Annotated in this window: 19 protein-coding genes; 7 read left to right on the forward strand and 12 right to left on the reverse strand. The window is 64.9% G+C overall.

Going from position 1 to position 18,556, the window contains the following annotated elements; translation table 11 throughout:
- Positions 1-59 precede the first annotated feature (59 nt).
- The gene (locus tag AC1RRC_RS25570) at positions 60-1,295 is read right to left on the reverse strand and encodes an acyl-CoA dehydrogenase family protein (RefSeq protein ID WP_493058420.1); all 1,236 of its coding nucleotides are present in this window, start codon (positions 1,293-1,295) and stop codon (positions 60-62) included.
- Positions 1,296-1,332: 37 nt separating this feature from the next.
- Positions 1,333-2,112, reverse strand: coding sequence for a DUF1295 domain-containing protein (locus AC1RRC_RS25575; protein WP_493058421.1), 780 nt, complete (start codon positions 2,110-2,112; stop codon positions 1,333-1,335).
- A 150-nt stretch (positions 2,113-2,262) separates the two neighbouring features.
- Here AC1RRC_RS25575 and AC1RRC_RS25580 point away from each other — a divergent pair, with 150 nt between their 5' ends.
- Positions 2,263-3,180: a helix-turn-helix domain-containing protein gene (locus tag AC1RRC_RS25580; RefSeq protein ID WP_493058422.1), complete on the forward strand. Its 918-nt coding sequence runs from the start codon at positions 2,263-2,265 to the stop codon at positions 3,178-3,180.
- Here AC1RRC_RS25580 and AC1RRC_RS25585 read toward each other — a convergent pair.
- Entirely contained in the window at positions 3,177-3,695 is a 519-nt protein-coding gene (locus tag AC1RRC_RS25585; RefSeq protein WP_493058423.1) for a DUF1003 domain-containing protein, read from the reverse strand. The two genes, AC1RRC_RS25580 and AC1RRC_RS25585, sit on opposite strands and share 4 nt — an antisense overlap.
- A gap of 27 nt (positions 3,696-3,722) precedes the next feature.
- Positions 3,723-4,202, reverse strand: a complete 480-nt coding sequence (locus AC1RRC_RS25590; RefSeq protein WP_493058424.1) for a pyridoxamine 5'-phosphate oxidase family protein — start codon at positions 4,200-4,202, stop codon at positions 3,723-3,725.
- A 289-nt stretch (positions 4,203-4,491) separates the two neighbouring features.
- Here AC1RRC_RS25590 and AC1RRC_RS25595 point away from each other — a divergent pair, with 289 nt between their 5' ends.
- Positions 4,492-5,016 (forward strand): hypothetical protein, encoded by a 525-nt coding sequence (locus AC1RRC_RS25595; protein WP_493058425.1) that lies wholly within the window; start codon positions 4,492-4,494, stop codon positions 5,014-5,016.
- A 98-nt stretch (positions 5,017-5,114) separates the two neighbouring features.
- Positions 5,115-6,578 (forward strand): glucose-6-phosphate dehydrogenase, encoded by a 1,464-nt coding sequence (gene zwf / locus AC1RRC_RS25600; RefSeq protein WP_493058426.1) that lies wholly within the window; start codon positions 5,115-5,117, stop codon positions 6,576-6,578.
- Here zwf and AC1RRC_RS25605 read toward each other — a convergent pair whose 3' ends face one another.
- Positions 6,579-7,469, reverse strand: a complete 891-nt coding sequence (locus AC1RRC_RS25605; protein ID WP_493058427.1) for a type 1 glutamine amidotransferase domain-containing protein — start codon at positions 7,467-7,469, stop codon at positions 6,579-6,581. It abuts the gene before it with no gap.
- 127 nt (positions 7,470-7,596) lie between these two features.
- On the opposite strand from AC1RRC_RS25605, the gene AC1RRC_RS25610 reads away from it, so the two are divergent.
- From AC1RRC_RS25610 to AC1RRC_RS25620, 3 genes are read left to right on the forward strand one after another with little or no spacing between them, the layout of a single operon-like run.
- On the forward strand, positions 7,597-8,637 hold the full coding sequence (locus tag AC1RRC_RS25610) for an oxidoreductase (protein WP_493058428.1): 1,041 nt from the start codon (positions 7,597-7,599) through the stop codon (positions 8,635-8,637).
- Positions 8,609-9,145 (forward strand): heme-degrading domain-containing protein, encoded by a 537-nt coding sequence (locus AC1RRC_RS25615; protein WP_493058429.1) that lies wholly within the window; start codon positions 8,609-8,611, stop codon positions 9,143-9,145. The genes AC1RRC_RS25610 and AC1RRC_RS25615 overlap by 29 nt, the downstream gene beginning before the upstream one ends.
- The gene (locus AC1RRC_RS25620; protein ID WP_493058430.1) at positions 9,142-9,930 is read left to right on the forward strand and encodes a DeoR/GlpR family DNA-binding transcription regulator; all 789 of its coding nucleotides are present in this window, start codon (positions 9,142-9,144) and stop codon (positions 9,928-9,930) included. The genes AC1RRC_RS25615 and AC1RRC_RS25620 overlap by 4 nt, the downstream gene beginning before the upstream one ends.
- Before the next feature lie 51 nt (positions 9,931-9,981).
- Here the strand turns inward: AC1RRC_RS25620 and AC1RRC_RS25625 are convergent, their stop codons facing one another.
- From AC1RRC_RS25625 to AC1RRC_RS25635, 3 genes are read right to left on the reverse strand one after another with little or no spacing between them, the layout of a single operon-like run.
- Positions 9,982-10,194, reverse strand: a complete 213-nt coding sequence (locus AC1RRC_RS25625) for a hypothetical protein (protein ID WP_493058431.1) — start codon at positions 10,192-10,194, stop codon at positions 9,982-9,984.
- A 23-nt stretch (positions 10,195-10,217) separates the two neighbouring features.
- Positions 10,218-11,462, reverse strand: coding sequence for a CaiB/BaiF CoA transferase family protein (locus AC1RRC_RS25630; RefSeq protein WP_493058432.1), 1,245 nt, complete (start codon positions 11,460-11,462; stop codon positions 10,218-10,220).
- Complete coding sequence (locus AC1RRC_RS25635; protein ID WP_493058433.1) at positions 11,462-12,649, reverse strand: acyl-CoA dehydrogenase; 1,188 nt, start codon at positions 12,647-12,649, stop codon at positions 11,462-11,464. Before AC1RRC_RS25635 ends, AC1RRC_RS25630 begins: the two co-directional genes overlap by 1 nt.
- Positions 12,650-12,764: 115 nt before the next feature.
- Here AC1RRC_RS25635 and AC1RRC_RS25640 point away from each other — a divergent pair, with 115 nt between their 5' ends.
- Positions 12,765-13,655 carry a LysR family transcriptional regulator gene (locus AC1RRC_RS25640; protein WP_493058434.1) on the forward strand — a complete coding sequence of 297 codons (891 nt, stop codon included), beginning with the start codon at positions 12,765-12,767 and terminating at the stop codon, positions 13,653-13,655.
- A 16-nt stretch (positions 13,656-13,671) separates the two neighbouring features.
- Here the strand turns inward: AC1RRC_RS25640 and AC1RRC_RS25645 are convergent, their stop codons facing one another.
- From AC1RRC_RS25645 to AC1RRC_RS25660, 4 genes are all read right to left on the reverse strand, one after another.
- Complete coding sequence (locus tag AC1RRC_RS25645) at positions 13,672-14,646, reverse strand: fumarylacetoacetate hydrolase family protein (protein ID WP_493058435.1); 975 nt, start codon at positions 14,644-14,646, stop codon at positions 13,672-13,674.
- A gap of 67 nt (positions 14,647-14,713) precedes the next feature.
- Positions 14,714-15,727, reverse strand: a complete 1,014-nt coding sequence (locus AC1RRC_RS25650) for a LacI family DNA-binding transcriptional regulator (RefSeq protein ID WP_493058436.1) — start codon at positions 15,725-15,727, stop codon at positions 14,714-14,716.
- Positions 15,728-15,867: 140 nt separating this feature from the next.
- Positions 15,868-17,496: a methyl-accepting chemotaxis protein gene (locus AC1RRC_RS25655; protein WP_493058437.1), complete on the reverse strand. Its 1,629-nt coding sequence runs from the start codon at positions 17,494-17,496 to the stop codon at positions 15,868-15,870.
- A 14-nt stretch (positions 17,497-17,510) separates the two neighbouring features.
- Positions 17,511-18,554, reverse strand: a complete 1,044-nt coding sequence (locus AC1RRC_RS25660) for a phosphotransferase family protein (protein WP_493058438.1) — start codon at positions 18,552-18,554, stop codon at positions 17,511-17,513.
- Between the last annotated feature and the right edge of the window lie 2 nt (positions 18,555-18,556).

Here is an 18,556-nt window from a genome sequence, read left to right on the forward strand (position 1 = left end):
CCGTTCCTGTGGCCTGACCGGACGCCGGACAGGTCATCGCGGCGACAGCGCTGGCCTTGCTAAGACGCCTGCAACAGGTCGGGATTGACCAGGTCCGTTCCGCCCTCCATCGCCAGCACCTCGTTCAAACCATCGGCAATCAGGCCGGCACGGGCATCGCGGAAGAGTTTTTCCATCGGATATTCAAGCGTCAGGCCATTGCCGCCGAAAATCTGCAGCGCTTCCGATGCGACCTCAAAGGCGGCCTGGGTCGCCGTCACCTTGGCCGAGGCCGAAGCGAGCAAGGACGGGCGCGGCGCCGTCGCATTGAAGGCCATGACGCGCCGCGTGAGCGCCCGGGCCGCCTCGATCTTGCGGAACATGTCGAATAAGCGCGCCCGCACGCCGGTGTGCTGAATGATGGGAACGCCGCCTTGCTTGCGTTGATGCGCGTAAGCCACGGCATGCTCGAAGGCGGCACGGCCCAGCCCCACCGCCAGCCCCGCCACATGGGGATTGGCTTCGCACAGGGCGCGATACGCGAAGTCCTGGTAGCGATCCGGGCCGGCCAGCAGATGGCCGAGCGGCACTTCGACCTGGTCGAAGTACAGCTCGCCCTGGTTCAAGGCACGGAAACCGATCTTGTTGAGCGCCTTGCCACGGCTGACGCCGGGCAGGTCCAGCGGCACAATCACGGCGATGCCGGGACGGGTGACGCCGTTTTCCTCGAGGTGGCAAAACAGCGCGCAGACCTCGGCGGACAGTCCGTTGGAAACCCACGCTGCTTTTTGCCCATGCACGATGATCTTGTCGCCGGCGATCCTGGCGACGCACCCCGGGCGGCCATAGCGCGATCCCGGTGCGGCCAAGGCGCCTTTGGCGTCGAGCATGTCGGAGCCATGGTCCGGCTCGGTGATGCCCCAGCATCCGCGTTTCCCTTCGCACAGCTGCGCCATCGCGGCGTTTCCGGCCAACATGGAAAACAGGACCGGGAAATGATTGACCAGCATGGTGCCGGCCAGTCCGGCATCGCCCCATGCCAGCTCTTCCGATGCAATGGCAAACAGCTTGACGCGTTCCAACGGCGGCAGCTCGGCCAGGGCACGCATGCTCAAGCCCAGCGCTTCGGATTTTTTCAACACGTCCCACAGCACCGAACCGGGCGCCACCACGTCTTCCGGGGACAGCCGGTCGAGCAAGGCGCCCGCCGGTCGCATCACCGTCGCTGCGAAGTGATGCACATTGTCCTGGATAATTTGTTCCATTTCACTCAGTGGCGCTTCCGCGCCGCTCATTGGCAAAGATTGGAAATGCATGCGTGTCTCCATATGGTTGGGTAAGTCGGGATGCGCGTCAGCCGGCGCGCTTGTCGAACAGCGCCTGGCCCGTGAGCAGGCGCCACGGGATGAGCAAGCCGGTGCGTTTTTCATAGTCGGCAAAACCGGGATGGCGCGAGATGGAGGCGTCCTTGACCAGCATGCGCGGCAGGAACAGGAAGACCAGCTGCCACGCCATCACGGCCCAGCCGATCCAGTGGCTCACCAGCAGGGCGTAGCTCCAATAGATCATGATTTCGCCGAGATAATTGGGATTGCGCGTATAGGTGAAGACACCGTTGGTGATCAAGCCTTGCTGGTAGCGCAACATGCAGTTCTTTTGCAGGTCCGCCGCGACCATCCAGGCCACGCCCAGCGTGTGGAGGATGACCGCCGCGCACAGCACCGGCGCCGGCGGCGCCACATGGCGTGCGATGAACAGCCACGGCAGGCACCAGTAGGCCGGTCCCAGCACGCCATAGAACGCGACCGCCGCACCGAGCGTGGTGCGCTTGCCAAAGGCGCCATTGGGAAAAGACAGGTCCTTGATCAGCCAGGTGTAGCCATACACGCCATGCAGCCCCAGGTAGATCCAGGCGGCGATGCTGAAATTGCCGTAGTAGTGCATCAAGCCGAAGATCAGGAACACTGTCACGACCTTTTGCGCATTGATCATGTGGTCGAGTTGAAAGTAGCGCCGCCCGCCGCCCACATCGAAAATCACATAATTCGTCCATTTGAATAAGAACCGGGCCCAGGAGGGCGCCATCTTCCGGCCATCCGATGCCGCGGCCTGGGCGCGCGTGTCGTAGTTCATACAGGTCTCTCCGGGTTGTTTAAGGAACCGTGGAAAGGGCCGGGGACGCCGGCACTGCTTTCCACCCGGAGAATTTTGTTCTACCAGCGCATGGCCATTTGTCGTAGGATGGCCGCATATTTGTCATTTATTGGCCACGGGGAGTTGCCGATGGAATTATGGAAACGCCTGCAAAAGGAAATGCGCAGCGTTCCCATCGCGGAAGGCCGGGCGGGAATCGTCACGCCGCTGTACTGCCAGCGCTTCCTGCTCGATGGTGCGGACCGGCGTTCACGGGCGCTGCCGATTCTCTCCATGGCCATGCAGTTTGGCGGGGCGAAAGTGCAGGAAGGGGAGTCCAGCCAATGGCGCTCGCAAAATTTGCCGACCCAGGGCGTCCTGGTTCCGGCCGGTTGCGGCACCCATTGGCATTACAGCGGCACCGCCGACGTCGGGCTGTTCTATTTCCTGGACACCTCGTCCGGGATAGCTGCGCGCCTGCTTGATGTAAGCCGCACCGAAGCCCGGCCGATCCCCTTTGCCAATACGCTGGCCAGCGCGGCCGCCCTGGAAATACTCGACGAATTGCAGCGGGGAGGGGCCGCCGATGCCGCCTACATCGAAACCCTGGTCCAGGTGATGCTGGAAAAAATCCATCGCAGCCTGGCGGCGCCGGCGCAGGCCGGGTTCGCCGCCAGGCACGTGCACTTCAACCGCCTGCAAAAGGTCTTGCCCTATATCGCGGGGAATCTGGCGCAGGATTTGTCGCTTGAAAAACTGGCCGGGCTGGCCGATGTCAGCGTCCGGCATTTCAGGCGCCTGTTTGCCGAAGCCATGGGGGTGACCGTGCATCAATACGTGCAAACAGCGCGGCTGGAACAGGCGCGCAGATTCCTGGGCGCGACAACCATGCCGATCGCAAATATTATGGCCGAGTGCGGATTCGCCAGCCAGAGCCACTTCACGGCACAGTTTCGCCAAACCTATGCCGTGACGCCGGGCCAGTTCCGCCGCCATATCCAATGCAGGTCCTCTTCCCGCACCGGCGCCGTGCAAGCGCCTGCGCGCCGCAAGAATGATCCGTCCTAGGACCGGCAGCCCGGCCGCGTGCGGTCCTGCAGTAGATGCGCATGCAATTCGACCGTCAGCGTTTCGATTCGCGCCGCCATCGACCTGGTCAGTTCAGTCAGTTCCGTGTTCTGCCGCAGCAGCGCCAGCATCTGTGCCGATTGCCGGTCGGACTCGAGCGCGATCGCTTCGCGGTGCTTGGCGTCGGCATCCGCATGCGCCTTGTCGCGCTCGGCCTGGCGGGTTTGCGCCAGCAGGATCAGCGGCGCCGCATAGGCTGCCTGGAGGCTGAACGCCAGGTTCAGCAGGATGAACGGGTAGAGGTCGAAATGCGCGAATCCCAGCACATTGGCAACGATCCACAGCACGACAATCACACTCTGCAAGACCAGGAACAGCGGCGTGCCGAAGAAGCGCGCAAACGCTTCCGCCCGCAGGCCGAAGACGTCGCCGCCGAACGCCTTGGACAAATGCTCATGCTGGCGATGAAAGCGCAAATGGTCGACCGGCAGTGGTGGCGGTGGATCGGTTTCCATAATGATTCCCAGGTTAAGCGCAGCGGTTCATGCTTCCGGCGCCATGTCGTACAGCTCGGTATGCCCAAAGCTTACGCTGTAGTCCAGCACGGAAAAAACCGTCGGACGGATGCACAGGAACAGCAGGCCGGGCCAGGGCGGCGCGCCGGTGGCCTGACTGAACTGTACCAGTTCCGGGAACTTTCGCAGCATTGCCTGTCCGATGCGTTCCATCTCTTCGGCGCCTTGCACGAATTCGGCGGTGCCGCCGAGGGAAATGCCACGGATGTGGCGCCAATCGTCATAGGCGAGCGTGATGGTGGCGGAAACCTTGTTGTTGTGCTGGATGTTCGCGGCTTTCTGGCTGCCCAGTCCGATGACGGTGTAGAGGGTTGGGCCGTCGTGGATATAGCTGACCGTTGTCGCCTGGGGATAGCCGTCGGGCCGAATGGTCGCGAGTGTCATGTCGCGGCCGTGTTGCATGATGTCGAGCACGTCGGCGCGCGCTGCCGGAGTAAGGTGTTCCATGGTGCCTCCCAAGAATGGTTGCCAGTGGATGGTGGGACCCCAGCCTAGGCGGCGTGGCGCCCGCCGTCCAGCCTCAATCGCACATACGTCAAATTCAGTTCAGGCACGGCCGCCGGCATGGCCTCCCTGTGGGGAGCGCCATCAACGCCTCATCCATGGAAATGTTGACACTTCATGCAACTGCGGCGCATGATAATCCGGCGCCGAAAAATAGTGCTTGCCGTCAATATCGCATTTGCCGTCCGCCGGCGCCGGGCAACGATCAACCGCATTTCGAGGAGCTGAACCAATGGGTTACAGAGATGACCTTTACACCGTTGCGAATATCACCGGGATCACAGGACCGGTGGACTCGCTGCCGTCCGTCTATTTCAAGAATCCCGCTACCAACGAGTACGGGCACATTACACAAGTCCATGGCAAGGACTGGAACCAGGGCCGCAGCGCGGTCAAGACCGACGCCGGCTACGTGATCAAGAACGAATGCGGCGGCGGCTGCCATTGCGGCAAGCCGGTATCGCATGAGTACAACGGGGATGGCACCTGCTTCCATCACAGCAGGGCGGTCTATGTGCCGCGTGCCAGCCTGTCCGCGACCGACCTGGAAGTCGTCGCCCAGGCCGTCTGGCGCTGCCCGCTGCAGAAAACCGATCCCAGGACCAAGGTCGGCCGCGCGCAGCAGGACGCCATGTACGAGGACAAATGGAACGACGCGCATCAAAAGGGGCCGAGCGGCCGGCGCAACGCCATCGATTACACGGCCGAGGGCTTGAGCAACCGGCTGTTAAAAATTTCCCATCCCGATCGCCTTTAATCAATCGCGTTATATTACGGGGGCAGGACCCTTACCAGGCCTGTCTCCCGCGTATCGATGGCAGTCCCGCCACCGCTTCAACTTCAAGCTTCACCGACATGACTTCAACTTCCCATACCGACACCAGCCTGCCCCTCGACATGATCATCTTCGGCGGCATGGGCGACCTGGCCATGCGCAAGCTGCTGCCCGCGCTGTACATGGCGCACTTGCATGGCAACTTGCCGCCCGCCACCCGCATCATTTCCACCGGACGCCAGGACTTCGACCGCGACGCCTACCTGGCGTTCGTGGAAGAACACTCGCGCTCCTTCATCAGCGATGGCAATTTCACCGATGACGCCTGGCGCAGTTTCCTGCCACTGCTGGAATTTGTCCGCCTCGACGTGCAGCAGGATGACTTGGCGGCGCTGGCGCAAACGTCGCGCGCCGGGGCCGAGCGGGTGTTTTACCTGGCCACCGCGCCCTCGCTGTTCACCACCATTTGCGACAAGCTGGCCAGCGCCGGCCTGGTGGACCGCAATGCCCGCGTGGTGCTGGAAAAACCGCTGGGGCGCGACCTGGCTTCCGCGGTGGAAATCAATGAAGCCGTCGGCAAGCACTTCGCGGAATCGCAGATTTACCGCATTGATCATTACCTGGGCAAGGAAACCGTGCAAAACCTGATGGTGCTGCGCTTCGGTAACTCGATCCTGGAACCGCTGTGGCGCGCGCCGAATATTTCCAGCGTCCAGATCACGGTGGCCGAGGAAGTCGGTGTCGGTAGCCGCGCCGGCTTCTACGACAGTGCCGGCGCCATGCGCGACATGGTGCAAAACCACTTGCTGCAATTGCTGTGCATCGTGGCGATGGAGCCGCCGGCGTCGCTGGCGCCGGACGCGGTGCGCGATGAAAAGCTCAAGGTGCTGCGCTCGCTGCGCCGTTTCAGCCTGGCCGGCATCGCGCGCGATACCGTGCGCGGACAATATGTGCGCGGCGTGAGCGGCAACCAGGAAGTGCCGGGTTATCTGGAAGAGCGCAATGTGCCTGCCGACAGCCATACCGAAACCTTTGTCGGACTGCGCACGTATATTGACACGTGGCGCTGGTCCAAGGTGCCGTTTTACCTGCGCACCGGCAAACGCATGGCGCGCCGCTCATCGAAAATCGTCATTGAATTCGCCAATCCACCGTTCCCGCTGTTCCCGGAAAGCCCGGGCGGCGTGGCCAACCGGCTGGTGATCGAACTGCAGCCGGAAGAAGCGATCAAGCTGCAGTTGATGGCCAAGCAGCCGGGCAGTGGCATGAAGATGCAGCAGGTGGCGCTGAACCTCGATTTACAGTCGGCGTTTTCCCAGCGCCGCGCGGAAGCGTACGAGCGGCTGTTGATCGACGTGGTGCGCGGACGCCTGACCCACTTCATGCGGCGTGATGAACTGGAAGCCGCGTGGGAATGGGTCGAGCCGATCATCAACGGCTGGGACACTCTGGCTGAAAAGCCGTATCCCTATGCGGCCGGGACCTGGGGGCCGTCGGAAGCGTTTGCGCTGCTGGCGCGCGACGGGTTTTCCTGGGTCGAGTAATTACCCGGCCTGTTCCCGTAGCATCCCGGCGAATTGCGCGGCAAAGCTGTGCACATCGCCGGGCCAGCGGGCGGACAGGTAGTTGCCGTCCCGGACCACCCACGCCGGCCGGTCGTCGCCGATGCGGTCGCGCGCCAGGCCACAGGTTTTCAGGAAGTGGCCGGGCGCGTCGCGCGGCACATCGAGAAAGTCCGATGCGCTGGCCAGCGCCCGTTTGATTTCCTGTTCCACGCCCCGGTAACCGGCCGGTTCGCCTTTGGCTTCGCGGTAGGTGCGGTAATAGCCGGGGTCCCAGAAACGGGCGCAAAACCGGGTCACATCCCACGCACTCTTTTCCAGCTTCCACGTCAGCGCGGTGGTTTTACGCCCATGCAGCACCGACTTCCCGGTCTTCCTTGAGATCGAACGCGCGGCCAGTACGACGCCGTGGCATACGGCGGCGACCGGTTTGTGCCGTCCCTGTGCATCGGTGTGGTCAAAATAATCGGCAACAAACGCTTGCAGCGCTTGGTTTTCCAGGTAAGCCTTCATGCCCGGCGCGTGGCCGCCGGGCAGCAGCAGGCCGTTATAGTCGCCGGCCCGCAACTGGTCATAGCGTTTCGGCCGCAGGAAGCGCGGGTCCTGTTCCATGGCGCGGTAAGCCCGGCGCCCGAAGCGGTCGGCGCGCAGCACGAGGCCGATCAGGCGCAGCTGGTTCAACCCCGGGATCCAGCCCCAGGGGTCGAGGCCCCGGCCACTGAGCATCACGGGATCGGCATGGGCGCGTTGGCCGTCCGGCGTGGCGAAATGAACGGTGTGGCCGGCGTCGCGCAGGATTTGCCACGACAGGGCGGCTTCGGTGGGATCGAAGTCCGTAGCGGGCAGGGGGATCAGGATGTGGAGTGTTTGCATGGCGGCCCCAGTCTAGTGGAATCGCCGTGGGGTTTGTAGAGCTTTTCCACGAGATGTGGGACGAATCCTGTTGAATAATTCAAATCGCTTATAATTGTTAAGTCATATGGATTAAATGGATGATGATATGCAGCGATATGCAGTAGGTTTGATCGGTTATGGCCTCGGCGGCGCCATCTTCCACGCGCCCATGATTGCCGCCACCCCCGGCCTGAAGCTGGCCCGGATTGCCAGCCGCAGCGCCAATCGGGAAGAGGTCGGCCTGGCCTATCCGGGCGTATCGCTCGACGACACGCCACAAGCGATGCTGGACGATCCGGCGATTGCGCTGGTGGTGGTGTGCACGCCGAACGCCAGCCACTATGCGCTGGCCAAGGCCGCGCTATTGGCGGGTAAGCACGTGGTGGTGGACAAGCCGTTCGTGCTGTCATCCAGCGAAGGCGATGAACTGGTGGCGTTGGCGCGCGACAAGGGCTTGCTGCTGAGCGTGTACCAGAACCGCCGCTGGGATGGCGATTTCCTGACCTTGCGCCGCACGGTGCAATCCGGCGAGCTGGGCGCCATTCATACCTGCCGCGCGCATTTTGACCGCTACGCGCCGCAGGTAAAGGCGCGCTGGAAGGAGCAGGCGCAGCCCGGGTCCGGCGTGTTATGGGACCTGGGTTCGCACCTGATCGACCAGGCATTGGTGCTGTTTGGCTTGCCCAAGGCCGTGACGGCGCATGTGTCGATCCAGCGCGAAGGGGCGCAGACCGAAGACGCCTTCGAGCTGGTGCTGGATTTCGGCCAGTGCCGCGCGGTGCTGCATGCGGGCGCGCTGGTGCGCGCACCCGGCCCGCGCTACCAGGTGCATGGCGCGCTGGGCAGCTTTATCAAGTATGGCGTCGACACCCAGGAGGACGCGCTGAAGCAGGGCGCCCGACCGGGCGATCCTGGCTGGGGTCATGATGTCCCGGCCAACCACGCCACAGTGACCGGCGCCGACGGAACTTGCCGTACGGTCGAGACCATTCCCGGCGCGTACGAAGCGTATTACCACGGCGTCTGGCAAGCCATCGCCGAAGGCGCGCCGTTACCGGTGGCGGCGGCCGATGCGGTGGCCGTGGTGCGGGTCATCGAGTGCGCCTATCGCAGCCACCGTGAACGCCGCACCGTCGATTTCGCGTAAGGAAGCCGGCATGCAGATGGATTACAGCAGCGTGCTGGCGGCACTGGCGCGCGAAGAAGAGGAATTGCAGTTCACCGCATTTTCCAACGCCGACGCGCTGGCGCTGGGTTTGCAACTGGTCGGGCGCGCCCGTGAAACCGGCAAGGCGGTCACGGTGGACATCAGCCGCAACGGCCAGCAACTGTTTCACCATGCGATGGCGGGGACCACGCCGGACAACGCCAACTGGGTGCGCCGCAAGAATAACGTGGTGCAGCGCTATGGCCGCAGCTCCTGGCACGTGGGCACGCAATACCGGAGCAAGGGCAAGACCTTCGAGGCCGACAGCGGCGCCGATGCGGCCGATTTCGCCGCGCATGGCGGGGCCTTCCCGTTGGTCTTGCGCGGCACGGGCGTGATTGGCGCCGTGACCGTGTCCGGCTTGCCGCAGCAGGAAGACCATGAACTGGTGACTTCCGTGCTGCGCGCCTACCTGGCGGAGTCCGGGAACAGGGCGGGGCGGTCATGAGCGGCGATGGGGCACTGTCCCAGTCCGCGCGGCTCGACGCGATCTGCGCGCACCTGGTCCAGCATTACCGCATCGGCATCGAAGAGATTTGCACGCTGTTCGGCGTCACGCGCGACACAGCCCGGCGCGACGTGGTGCGGCTCGATGCGGATGGCCGGGTATTGCGCGTGCGCGGCGGCGCGGTGTTGCCGCCGCAGGGACGGCAAGTGGAACAGTATGCCCAGCGCACCGGCGCGTCGGCGGCCAAGCAGGCCATCGGCGCGGTGGCGGCCGCGCTGTTGCGTAATGGCGAGCGGGTGCTGTTCGATACTTCCACCACGGTGCTGGAAGTGGCGCGCGCGGTCACCGCGACGCCACTGTCCGTGGTGACCAATTCCATCGACGTGGCCGAGGCGTTCGGCCAGCAGGACGGCGTCGAGTTGCACGTGCTGGGCGGCCGCTTCAATGCGTGGCAGCGCAGCCTGGAAGGGGCGCAAACCCGGTTGGGCGTGGCCCAGTTCCAGTTCGACAAACTGGTGCTTGGCGCCTGCGCCATCGATCCGCAAGGCTTGACCTGTCCGTCGGACGATGAGGCGGCCCTCAAGCAAGCCATGATGCGCCAGGCCAGCCAGGTGATCGTGGTGGCAGACGTTGCCAAATTCAGCAAGGCATTCATGCACCGCCTGTGCAGCTTCGATGCGATCGATGTGCTGGTGACGGACCAGCCGCCGCCGGCCGCGATTGGCGCCGCGCTGGCGGACGCCGGCGTGCAAGTGCTGGTCGCCGCCCATGCCAGTGCCGCGTGATTCCCCGGCGCTCGCCGGCAGGAACCGTTGCCTCGGGAATCGCCCCGAATACTACTTGCGCTTGCGTTCCTGGATGCAGGCCTTGCATTCGTAGCCTACCGACAAACCGGAGACATTGTAGAATTCCCGGTCCATCGGCCAGGATTCGTTGCAGCGGGCACAAAGCTGTTCCTGTCCCAGTTCCGTTTTCGATATGCGGCGAAAGCCGCCACCGACACGCAGCAACTCGAATTCGGAAACGCTCGCCGCATGCCGGTGCGCCATGTCACTCCCCCTTGTTCATGCCGTCAGACTACGCCGCTATGGCGCAGCGCATCCATTTCCTGCACCGTCAGGGCCAGCCAGGCGTCCAGTACTTCCTCCGTGTGCTGCCCCAATACCGGCGGGGCCGTGCGGTATTGCACCGGTGTGTCCGACATGCGGATTGGATTGGCAACCAGTGGCACGGTGCCAGCCTGGGGATGCGGCAAATCGATGCGCATGCCGCGCGCCTGCACTTGCGGGTCCGCGAACACCCCGTCCAGGCTGTTGATCGGGCCGCATGGCACGCCCGCCACTTCCATCAGCATCACCCATTCCGCAGTCGCGCGGCCCACTGTTTGCGCCCGTATCAAGGCAATCAATTCATCGCGGTGGCGCACCCGCTGTGGATTGCTGGAAAAGCGCACGTCGCCAGCCCAGCCAGGCTGCCCCAGCACACCGCACAGGCTGGCGAACTGGCCATCGTTGCCTGCCGCGATAATCATGTGGCCGTCGGCGGTGGGAAAGTCCTGGTAGGGCACGATATTTGGATGTGCGTTGCCCATGCGCACCGGTGGCGTGCCGCCCACCAGGTAGTTGGATGCCTGGTTGGCCAGGCAGGCCACCTGCACATCGAGCAGCGCCAGGTCAATATGCTGTCCCCGGCCCGTGCCGGCGCGGTGCGCCAGCGCGGCCAATATCGCATTGCTGGCATACAGCCCGGTGAGGATATCGGTCAGCGCCACGCCCGCCTTCATCGGACCGGCGCCCTCGGCGCCGTCTTCGCGTCCGGTAAGGCTCATCAAACCGCCCATGCCCTGGATCAGGAAGTCATAGCCGGCGCGGGCCGCGTAGGGGCCGGTCTGGCCGAATCCCGTGATCGAGCAATAGATCAGGCCCGGGTTCAGTTCGCGCAGGCTGTCGTAATCGAGCCCGTATTGGCGCAAGCCGCCGAGCTTGTAGTTCTCGATCAGGATGTCGGCCCTGGCCGCCAGTCGCCGCACCAGTTGCTGTCCTTCGGGGCGGCTCAGGTCGATGGTGACCGAGCGCTTGTTGCGGTTGGCGCTCAGGTAGTAGGCCGATTCGCTGGTGGCCTGGCCGTCGGCGCCGGCCAGCCATGGCGGGCCCCAGGCGCGGGTGTCATCGCCCGCGCCGGGCCGTTCGACCTTGACCACGTCGGCGCCGAGATCGGCCAGCAACTGGCCGGCCCAGGGGCCGGCCAGTACCCGCGACAGGTCCAGCACCCGCAGGCCGCGCAAGGCGCCGTGGGAGGTTGGTGCGGTGGCTTCCATCAGAACGCCGCGATGCCGGTGATGGCGCGCCCCAGGATCAGCGCGTGCACGTCGTGCGTCCCCTCGTAGGTGTTGACCACTTCGAGGTTGACCAGGTGACGGGCGACGCCGAATTCATCGCTGATGCCGTTGCCACCCAGCATGTCCCGCGCAAGACGGGCGATGTCCAGCGCCTTGCCGCAGGAATTGCGCTTCATGATGGACGTGATTTCCACCGCCGCCGTGCCTTCGTCCTTCATGCGGCCCAGGCGCAGGCAGCCCTGCAGCGCCAGTGTGATCTCGGTCTGCATGTCCGCCAGTTTTTTCTGGATCAGCTGATTGGCCGCCAGTGGCTTGCCAAACTGTTTGCGGTCCAGTACATACTGGCGCGCGCGGTGCCAGCAATCCTCCGCCGCCCCCATGGCGCCCCACGCGATGCCGTAACGCGCGCTGTTCAGGCAGGTGAATGGGCCCTTCAGGCCGCGCACGTCGGGGAAGGCGTTCTCCTCCGGGCAAAATACGGCGTCCATCACGATTTCGCCGGTGATCGATGCGCGCAGTCCGACCTTGCCGTGGATCGCCGGCGCCGATAAGCCACGCCAGCCTTTTTCCAGCACGAAGCCGCGGATGGCGCCGTCGTCATCCTTGGCCCAGACCACGAAGACATCGGCGATCGGGCTGTTGGTGATCCACATCTTGCTGCCGCTGAGCTCATAGCCGCCCGGGACTTTGCGCGCGCGGGTCAGCATGCCGCCAGGGTCGGAACCGTGATTCGGTTCGGTCAAGCCAAAGCAGCCTATCCATTCTCCGCTGGCCAGCTTGGGCAGGTATTTCTGTTTGGTGGCTTCGTTGCCGAACTCATTGATGGGCACCATCACCAGCGATGATTGCACGCTCATCATGGAGCGGTAGCCGGAATCGACCCGCTCCACTTCGCGCGCCACCAGGCCGTAGCAGACCGCGTTGAAACCGGCCCCGCCATGCGTTTCCGGGATCGTCACGCCCAGCAAGCCCAGCTCTCCCATTTCGCGGAAGATGGCGCTGTCGGTCTGCTCGTGGCGGAACGCTTCCAGCACGCGCGGTTGCAGCCGGTCCTGGCAATAGGCCCGCGCGGAATCGCGCACCATGCGCTCCTCGTCTGTCAGCTGCTGTTCCAGCAGCAAAGGATCATCCCACTGAAAGGCGGCGTAATTATGCTTTGAGCTCATTTCGTATTCCTCTTGGTTAGTTGTGTCCCTAATGTACAATTAGGCCCATTCCGAGACAAACGATTTGTTTTCACCGAATTGTGCGTAAAACGCACTTATAAAACAGGACATGCCGATGCGCCGAAAAATTCCTTCCACCGCCGCGCTGTCGGCGTTCGAGTCGGCGGCACGCCACCAAAGTTTCACCAAGGCGGCGGACGAACTGGCGGTGACGCAAAGCGCGATTTGCCGGCAGATTGCCGTGCTGGAGGAGTTCCTGGATTTAAAGCTTTTCCGGCGCGGGCGGCGCGGTGTGACGTTGACCGAGGCGGGCTTGATTTATAGCCGGCAGATCAGCGCCCGGCTGGATGAGGTGGAACGCGATACGCTGGCGCTGATGGCGAAGGGCGGGCAGGGTGGAACGCTGGAGCTGGGCGTGGTGCCGACCTTTGCGACCAAATGGCTGTTGCCGCGCATGCCGGCGTTCGCCGCTCAACATCCCGACATCACGGTCAACCTGAGCGCGCGCACCCGGCCGTTCCTGTTCGATGAAACGCAGTTTGACGCTGCCATCTATGCCGGTGCGGACTCCTGGCCCGGCACCGACAGCCTGTTCCTGATGCGGGAAAACCTGGTGGCCGTGTGCAGCCCCGCGCTGGGCCGCGTCGACTGGCGCCGCGCCACGCTGTTGCAGCTCAGCACCCGTCCCTATGCCTGGCGCGACTGGTTCGCTTCGCGCGGCATGCAAGTGGCGGGCGACATGTCGGGACCGCGCTTCGAATTGTTTTCCATGCTGGCCGAGGCTGCCATCCATGGGATGGGAGTGGCGCTGATTCCCCGTTTTCTGCTGGAAGATGAATTGCGGCGTGGTGTGCTGGTGCAAGCGGTCAGCCACCAGTACCTGAACGAGCGCTCGTATTACCTGATTTATCCGGAAGGCAAGGCCGGCAATCCGGCGTTGACGGCGTTTCGCCAATGGCTGGGCCGGCAGGCGGGTGAATACAGCGCGGCCATGGGCCTGGGCTGAGCGCCTGCCGCGCGGCTTATGGCACGCAACGCACCCGTTGCACGCCGAGTCCGTCCACGCCGGCTTCGACCACGTCGCCCGGGCGCAGGTAGCGGCCGTAATGGCTGCCAAAGCCGGCGGGCGAGCCGGTGCACAGCAAGTCGCCGGGCTCGAGCCGCGTGTGCTGCGACAGGTAGGCGATTTGCCCGGCGATGTCGAACAGCATGTCGCCGGCATTCCCGCTTTGCATCAATTCCCCGTTCAGCCGCAGGCTCAGGTCCAGCGTGCCGGGATCGGCGATGTTCCAGGCCGGCGCCAGCCAGGGACCGGTCGGCAGCCAGCCCGGGCGCGCTTTGGATTGCAGCCAGTCGGTGCCCATGATGGACGGATCGGCTCGGAATACCTTGCCGCGCAGTGTCACGTCGTTGACCACGCAATAACCTGCCACATGGTCCAGCGCGGCGGCGCGCTCGATGCGCCACGCGGTGCGCCCGATGACGACACCGATTTCGACTTCCCAGTCCAGCGTGCCGAGTTCCTCCGGCACCGGCAGGTCATCATGCGGGCCTGCCACGCAGGCGCTGCCCTTCATGCAGATGTAGGGCGCGCCATCGCGCCTCCGGATGGCGATCGCCGCTTCCGCCGCGGCTAGCCGCGTGGCGGCCTGCGGCCCGTTGGGGCCATCGCCGCCATCGAGCGCCGCTTGCAGCAACTGGGTCCGGTAATTGCCAATGGTGCAATACACTTGCCCGGGCGCCGCCGGCGCGTGGAGCTGGTATCCGGCGATGGCCTCGCCATCGCGCTCGATGGCTTCGGCGGTGGCCGGGCTGGTGCACAATTGCCGCAGCGCCTCGGCATACGATGGCCACTCCCGCAGCAGCGCGGCCATGGCATGCGCATCGCGCAGCGGCGCGTGGCCCCAGTAGGTCAGCGCCAGTGCGCGCTCACGGAGCAACAAGGCGGGAAAGGGCGCCTCGCCGGCGCGGGAGATATGGACGAGAACGGGGAGCATGGCGATCCGATGCAAGCAATGGCGCGCGCCGGCAAGGGCGCCCGCCGGTTCATTAAAACTGCGGGGTTCACGCCGCCGGCGGGGGCGGCTGCGTACTGCCGCGCACGATCAGCGTGGGCGGCGAAATGGCGCTGTAGGGCGCGCTATTGGCGGATTTTTGCTTCATGCGGTGCACAAACCAGAGTCCGCAGGCGGTCGCCAGTTCCGACACCGGCAGCGCCACCGTGGTCAGTCCCGGCCCCCACCAGCGGAACGCCGGTTCGTCGCTGAAGCCGGCCACCGACAACTGTTTGGGCACGCTGATGCCACTGTCGAGCAACTCTTCCAGCACGCCGAAGGTATGCAGCACGGAACCGGTGACCACGGCGGTGGGGGGCGCCGGCAAGGTCAGCACGCGCCGCAGCGCATCCTGGGCGAATTCCCGCGAGCCGGGCGGCCCCAGTTCCTCGATGCCGGCGCAGACGCCGCCCGCGCCGGCCAGCGCGTCGCGGAAACCTTTCAGGCGCGCCGCGCCGGTCGGCAATTCGGCCAGGCTGCCAATGTAGGCGATGCGCTGGTGACCCAGTTCAATCAAATGCCGGGTTGGCTGGTAAATCGCCTGGGCATCGTCGATGCCAAACCATTGCTCGCCCAGCGCGGCGTGCTTGCGCAACAGCTGGATGTGCGGCGTGGCACCCAGCAGGCGGATGGTTTCCGCATGGGGCTTGGCGCTCGGTACGATGATGATGCCGGCCACGTTGGCGCTGGAAAGTTCGCGGATCTGGCGCAGCTCCGTCATGCGGTCGTCATCGGTCTCGGACAGCGTCAATTGATAACCTTCCTGCTCCAGGCACTTCGACAGCGCGTGGGCAATGGTGGAGTAAAAACTGTTGCGGATGTCCGGCACCACCAGTCCCACCAGATTGCTCGACACGCCACGCATCATGCGCGCGGCGCGGTTGGCGACATAGCCCATTTCACCCGCGACTTCCTGCACCTTTTGCTTCATGGCGGCGCTGATGCGGGGGTCGTCGGCCAGCGCGCGGCCCACGGTGGAAGGGGAAACTTGCAGGCGGGCGGCAATGTCTTTAATGGTGATCATGTGGAGCGGTTGACTTTCTGGTTGCACTGATTTTTGCACTAACGATAGCGCGTCTGGTTCTGGGGGGAGGATGGACGAAATCATAGCATGGCGTGTACTGTGCCTGGCGCGCAGTCCGGCGTATCCCCGGGTGTTTTGTGCTAACGTTCATCTTGCCGCATTTCCAGTTGCCGCGCCGCCGGCGCCGGCGCCGCAGGCAGCCCGGCCACCCGCAGTTTGAACGCGCTGACCAGTTCGGCCAGCTTGCCGGCCTGCTCCCGCATGCGGGCCGATTCCGTTTCAGCATGCCCCACCAGCTGCGCATTTTGGCGCGTCATGCGGTCCATGCCCACCACGGCGTCGTTGACTTCGCCGATACCGATTTTCTGTTCGCCACTGGCGCAGGCAATGTCCCGCATGAAGGTGGTGACACGGGCCACCGTGTCGACAATGTCGCCGATGGCCGCCCCGGCATCGTCGACCAGCCTGCTGCCAGCCTCGACCTGCCGCACCGAATCGCCGATCAGCGCCTTGATTTCGCGGGCCGCGTCGGCCGAGCGTCCGGCCAGGCTGCGCACCTCACTGGCCACCACGGCGAAACCGCGACCCTGTTCGCCGGCGCGGGCCGCTTCCACCGCCGCGTTCAGCGCCAGGATATTGGTCTGGAACGCGATGCCGTCGATGACGCCGATGATGTCGGCAATGCGGCGCGAACTGTCCTTGATGGCGCCCATGGTCTGGATCACGGCGCCGACCGCGCGCTGGCCGTTGGCGGCGCTGCCGGTCGTGGCGCGCGCCAGTTCATTGGCTTCGTGCGCGGCGGCGGCGTTTTGGCTGACGGTGGCGGTCAGCCGTTCCAGCGAGCCGGTGGCGCGCCGCAGCGATTGCGCCTGCGCATCCGTGCGGTGCGACAAGTCGGTATTGTCGGAGGCGATGCGCAGCGCGCCGCCGTTGACCAGTTCCGTGGTTTCCTTGATCTGCGACACCAGCAGTTTCAGGTTGGTTTGCAGCATGCGCAGCGAATGGTGCAGCCGGTCGATTTCACCGTCGCCGTGGGCGGCGATGCCGGTGGCCAGGTTCCCCTCGCTCATGTCGTCGATGAGTCCCCGCAGTTGCGCCAGCGGGCGGGCCATGCCGCGCGCCAGCAGCAGCGGGGCCAGCGGGCATAGCATCGCCCCCAGCAGGCAGGCCGGCGGCAACCAGCCGGGCAGGCTGTCCGCCGACGGCAGCAGCGCCGCCAGCAACGCCAGGAACAGTAGCGCCAGCAGGGCCGACAGGCAGTTCATCCGGGCCGCCAGCGTCAGCCGCGACCAGCCGCGCCAGTGGCGCAGTGGCGAGCGCTGGACGATGCGCCCCTGGTCCATCGCCAGCGCGCCACCGTTGCGCATGGCCTGGTAGGCAAGTTCGGCCGCACGGATTTTTTCCGCCGACGGCCTGGTACGGATGGTGATGCAGCCGACCGGTCGCCGATTTTCAAAGATGGGCGCGGCAATCATCTCGACCCAGAAGTAATCGCCGTTTTTGCGCCGCCCCTTGGTCACGCCGGTCCAGGTCTTGTTGGCCTTCAAGGTGCGCATGAAGTCTTCGAACACCTGGGGCGGCGTGTCGGGATGGGCCAGCACGCTTTGCGGCCCGCCCATGACCTCCGCTTCGCTATAGCCGCTGATCTTCACGAAGTCGCGGTTGACGTACGTGATTTTGCCGTGCAGGTCGCCTTTTGAGATGATGGTGTCGGTCTCATCCAGCACATATTCGGCGCCGGCGCTGTTGGAGGAAGCAGGGGTGGGCATGGCGGGCGCTCCGGTCAGCAGTGCAGCGGGGCGACGGCGGCTTGCCAGGCCCACGCCACCTGGGCCAGGTGTTCGGCCGGGTTGCGCAACAGGGGAATCGCCAGTGCCCGCACCAGGTCGCGCTGGTGGTCATGGGGCAGGTATTCGACCGGCGATTTGCCATCCACGCGCGCCAGCAGCAGCGCCGGCAGCAGTTCCGCCGCGCGCGCCTCCAGCCCGGCGCGCGGCTCCCAGTCGGCATGCTCGAAATACGCCTCGGTCAGTGCTTTGTACGAGGCGACCAGTTCCGGTGTGCATGCCGGATGCACCAGGCACTTCAGCAACAGGTGGTTCAGGCAAAACGCCAGGTCGAAAGCGGGATCGCCGTACCAGGCGCATTCGGCATCGAGCAGTACCGGGCCGGCGGGGCCGGCCAGGATATTTTTCGGGCTGACATCGCCATGCACCAGCGCGGCGCGGATGCCGGCGGTGCGCCGCGCCAGCAATTCCAGGCGCGGCGCCAGCGTCGGATGGCGCTGCGCCGTGGCCAGCAGATACGGCTGCAGGCGCAGCGCGTGGAAGTTGTCGCCGGTATCGAAGGCGGCCGCGATTTCGCCGTCATTGGCGCTGGCCGCGTGCAGCACGCCCAGCAGGCGACCCACATCGGCGGCCATGGCCGGATCGATATGGCCATCCATCAATTGCTGCTTCCAGACCGGGTGCCGTGCCGGTTCCAGGAACGACATGGCAAACAGGCCGGCCTGCGGGTCGTGCGCCAGGGGGCGCGGCACGTTGTCAGGACAGTGCCAGGACGCGAACTGCATCCATGCCCATTCGTAGGCGTTGCGCGACACCGGCGCCTCCCAGTCGGCGGCCACTTTGAGTTTGGCCAGTGCGCGCTTGACGCACAGCGTGCGGCCTGGCAGGTCGACGCGCCAGATGTCGGACGAGACGCCGCCGGTCAGCGCGTGCCAGCGCGCGGGTTCTTCCGGCCGTGCCAGGCTCTGCGCCAGCAGGAAGGTGTTCAGTGCCGGGTCGGGGCAGGCCGCCTGCGGCGGCAAGGTGTTGTTGGCGTTCATGA

Source organism: Pseudoduganella sp. GW821-FHT12E03, assembly GCF_058807115.1.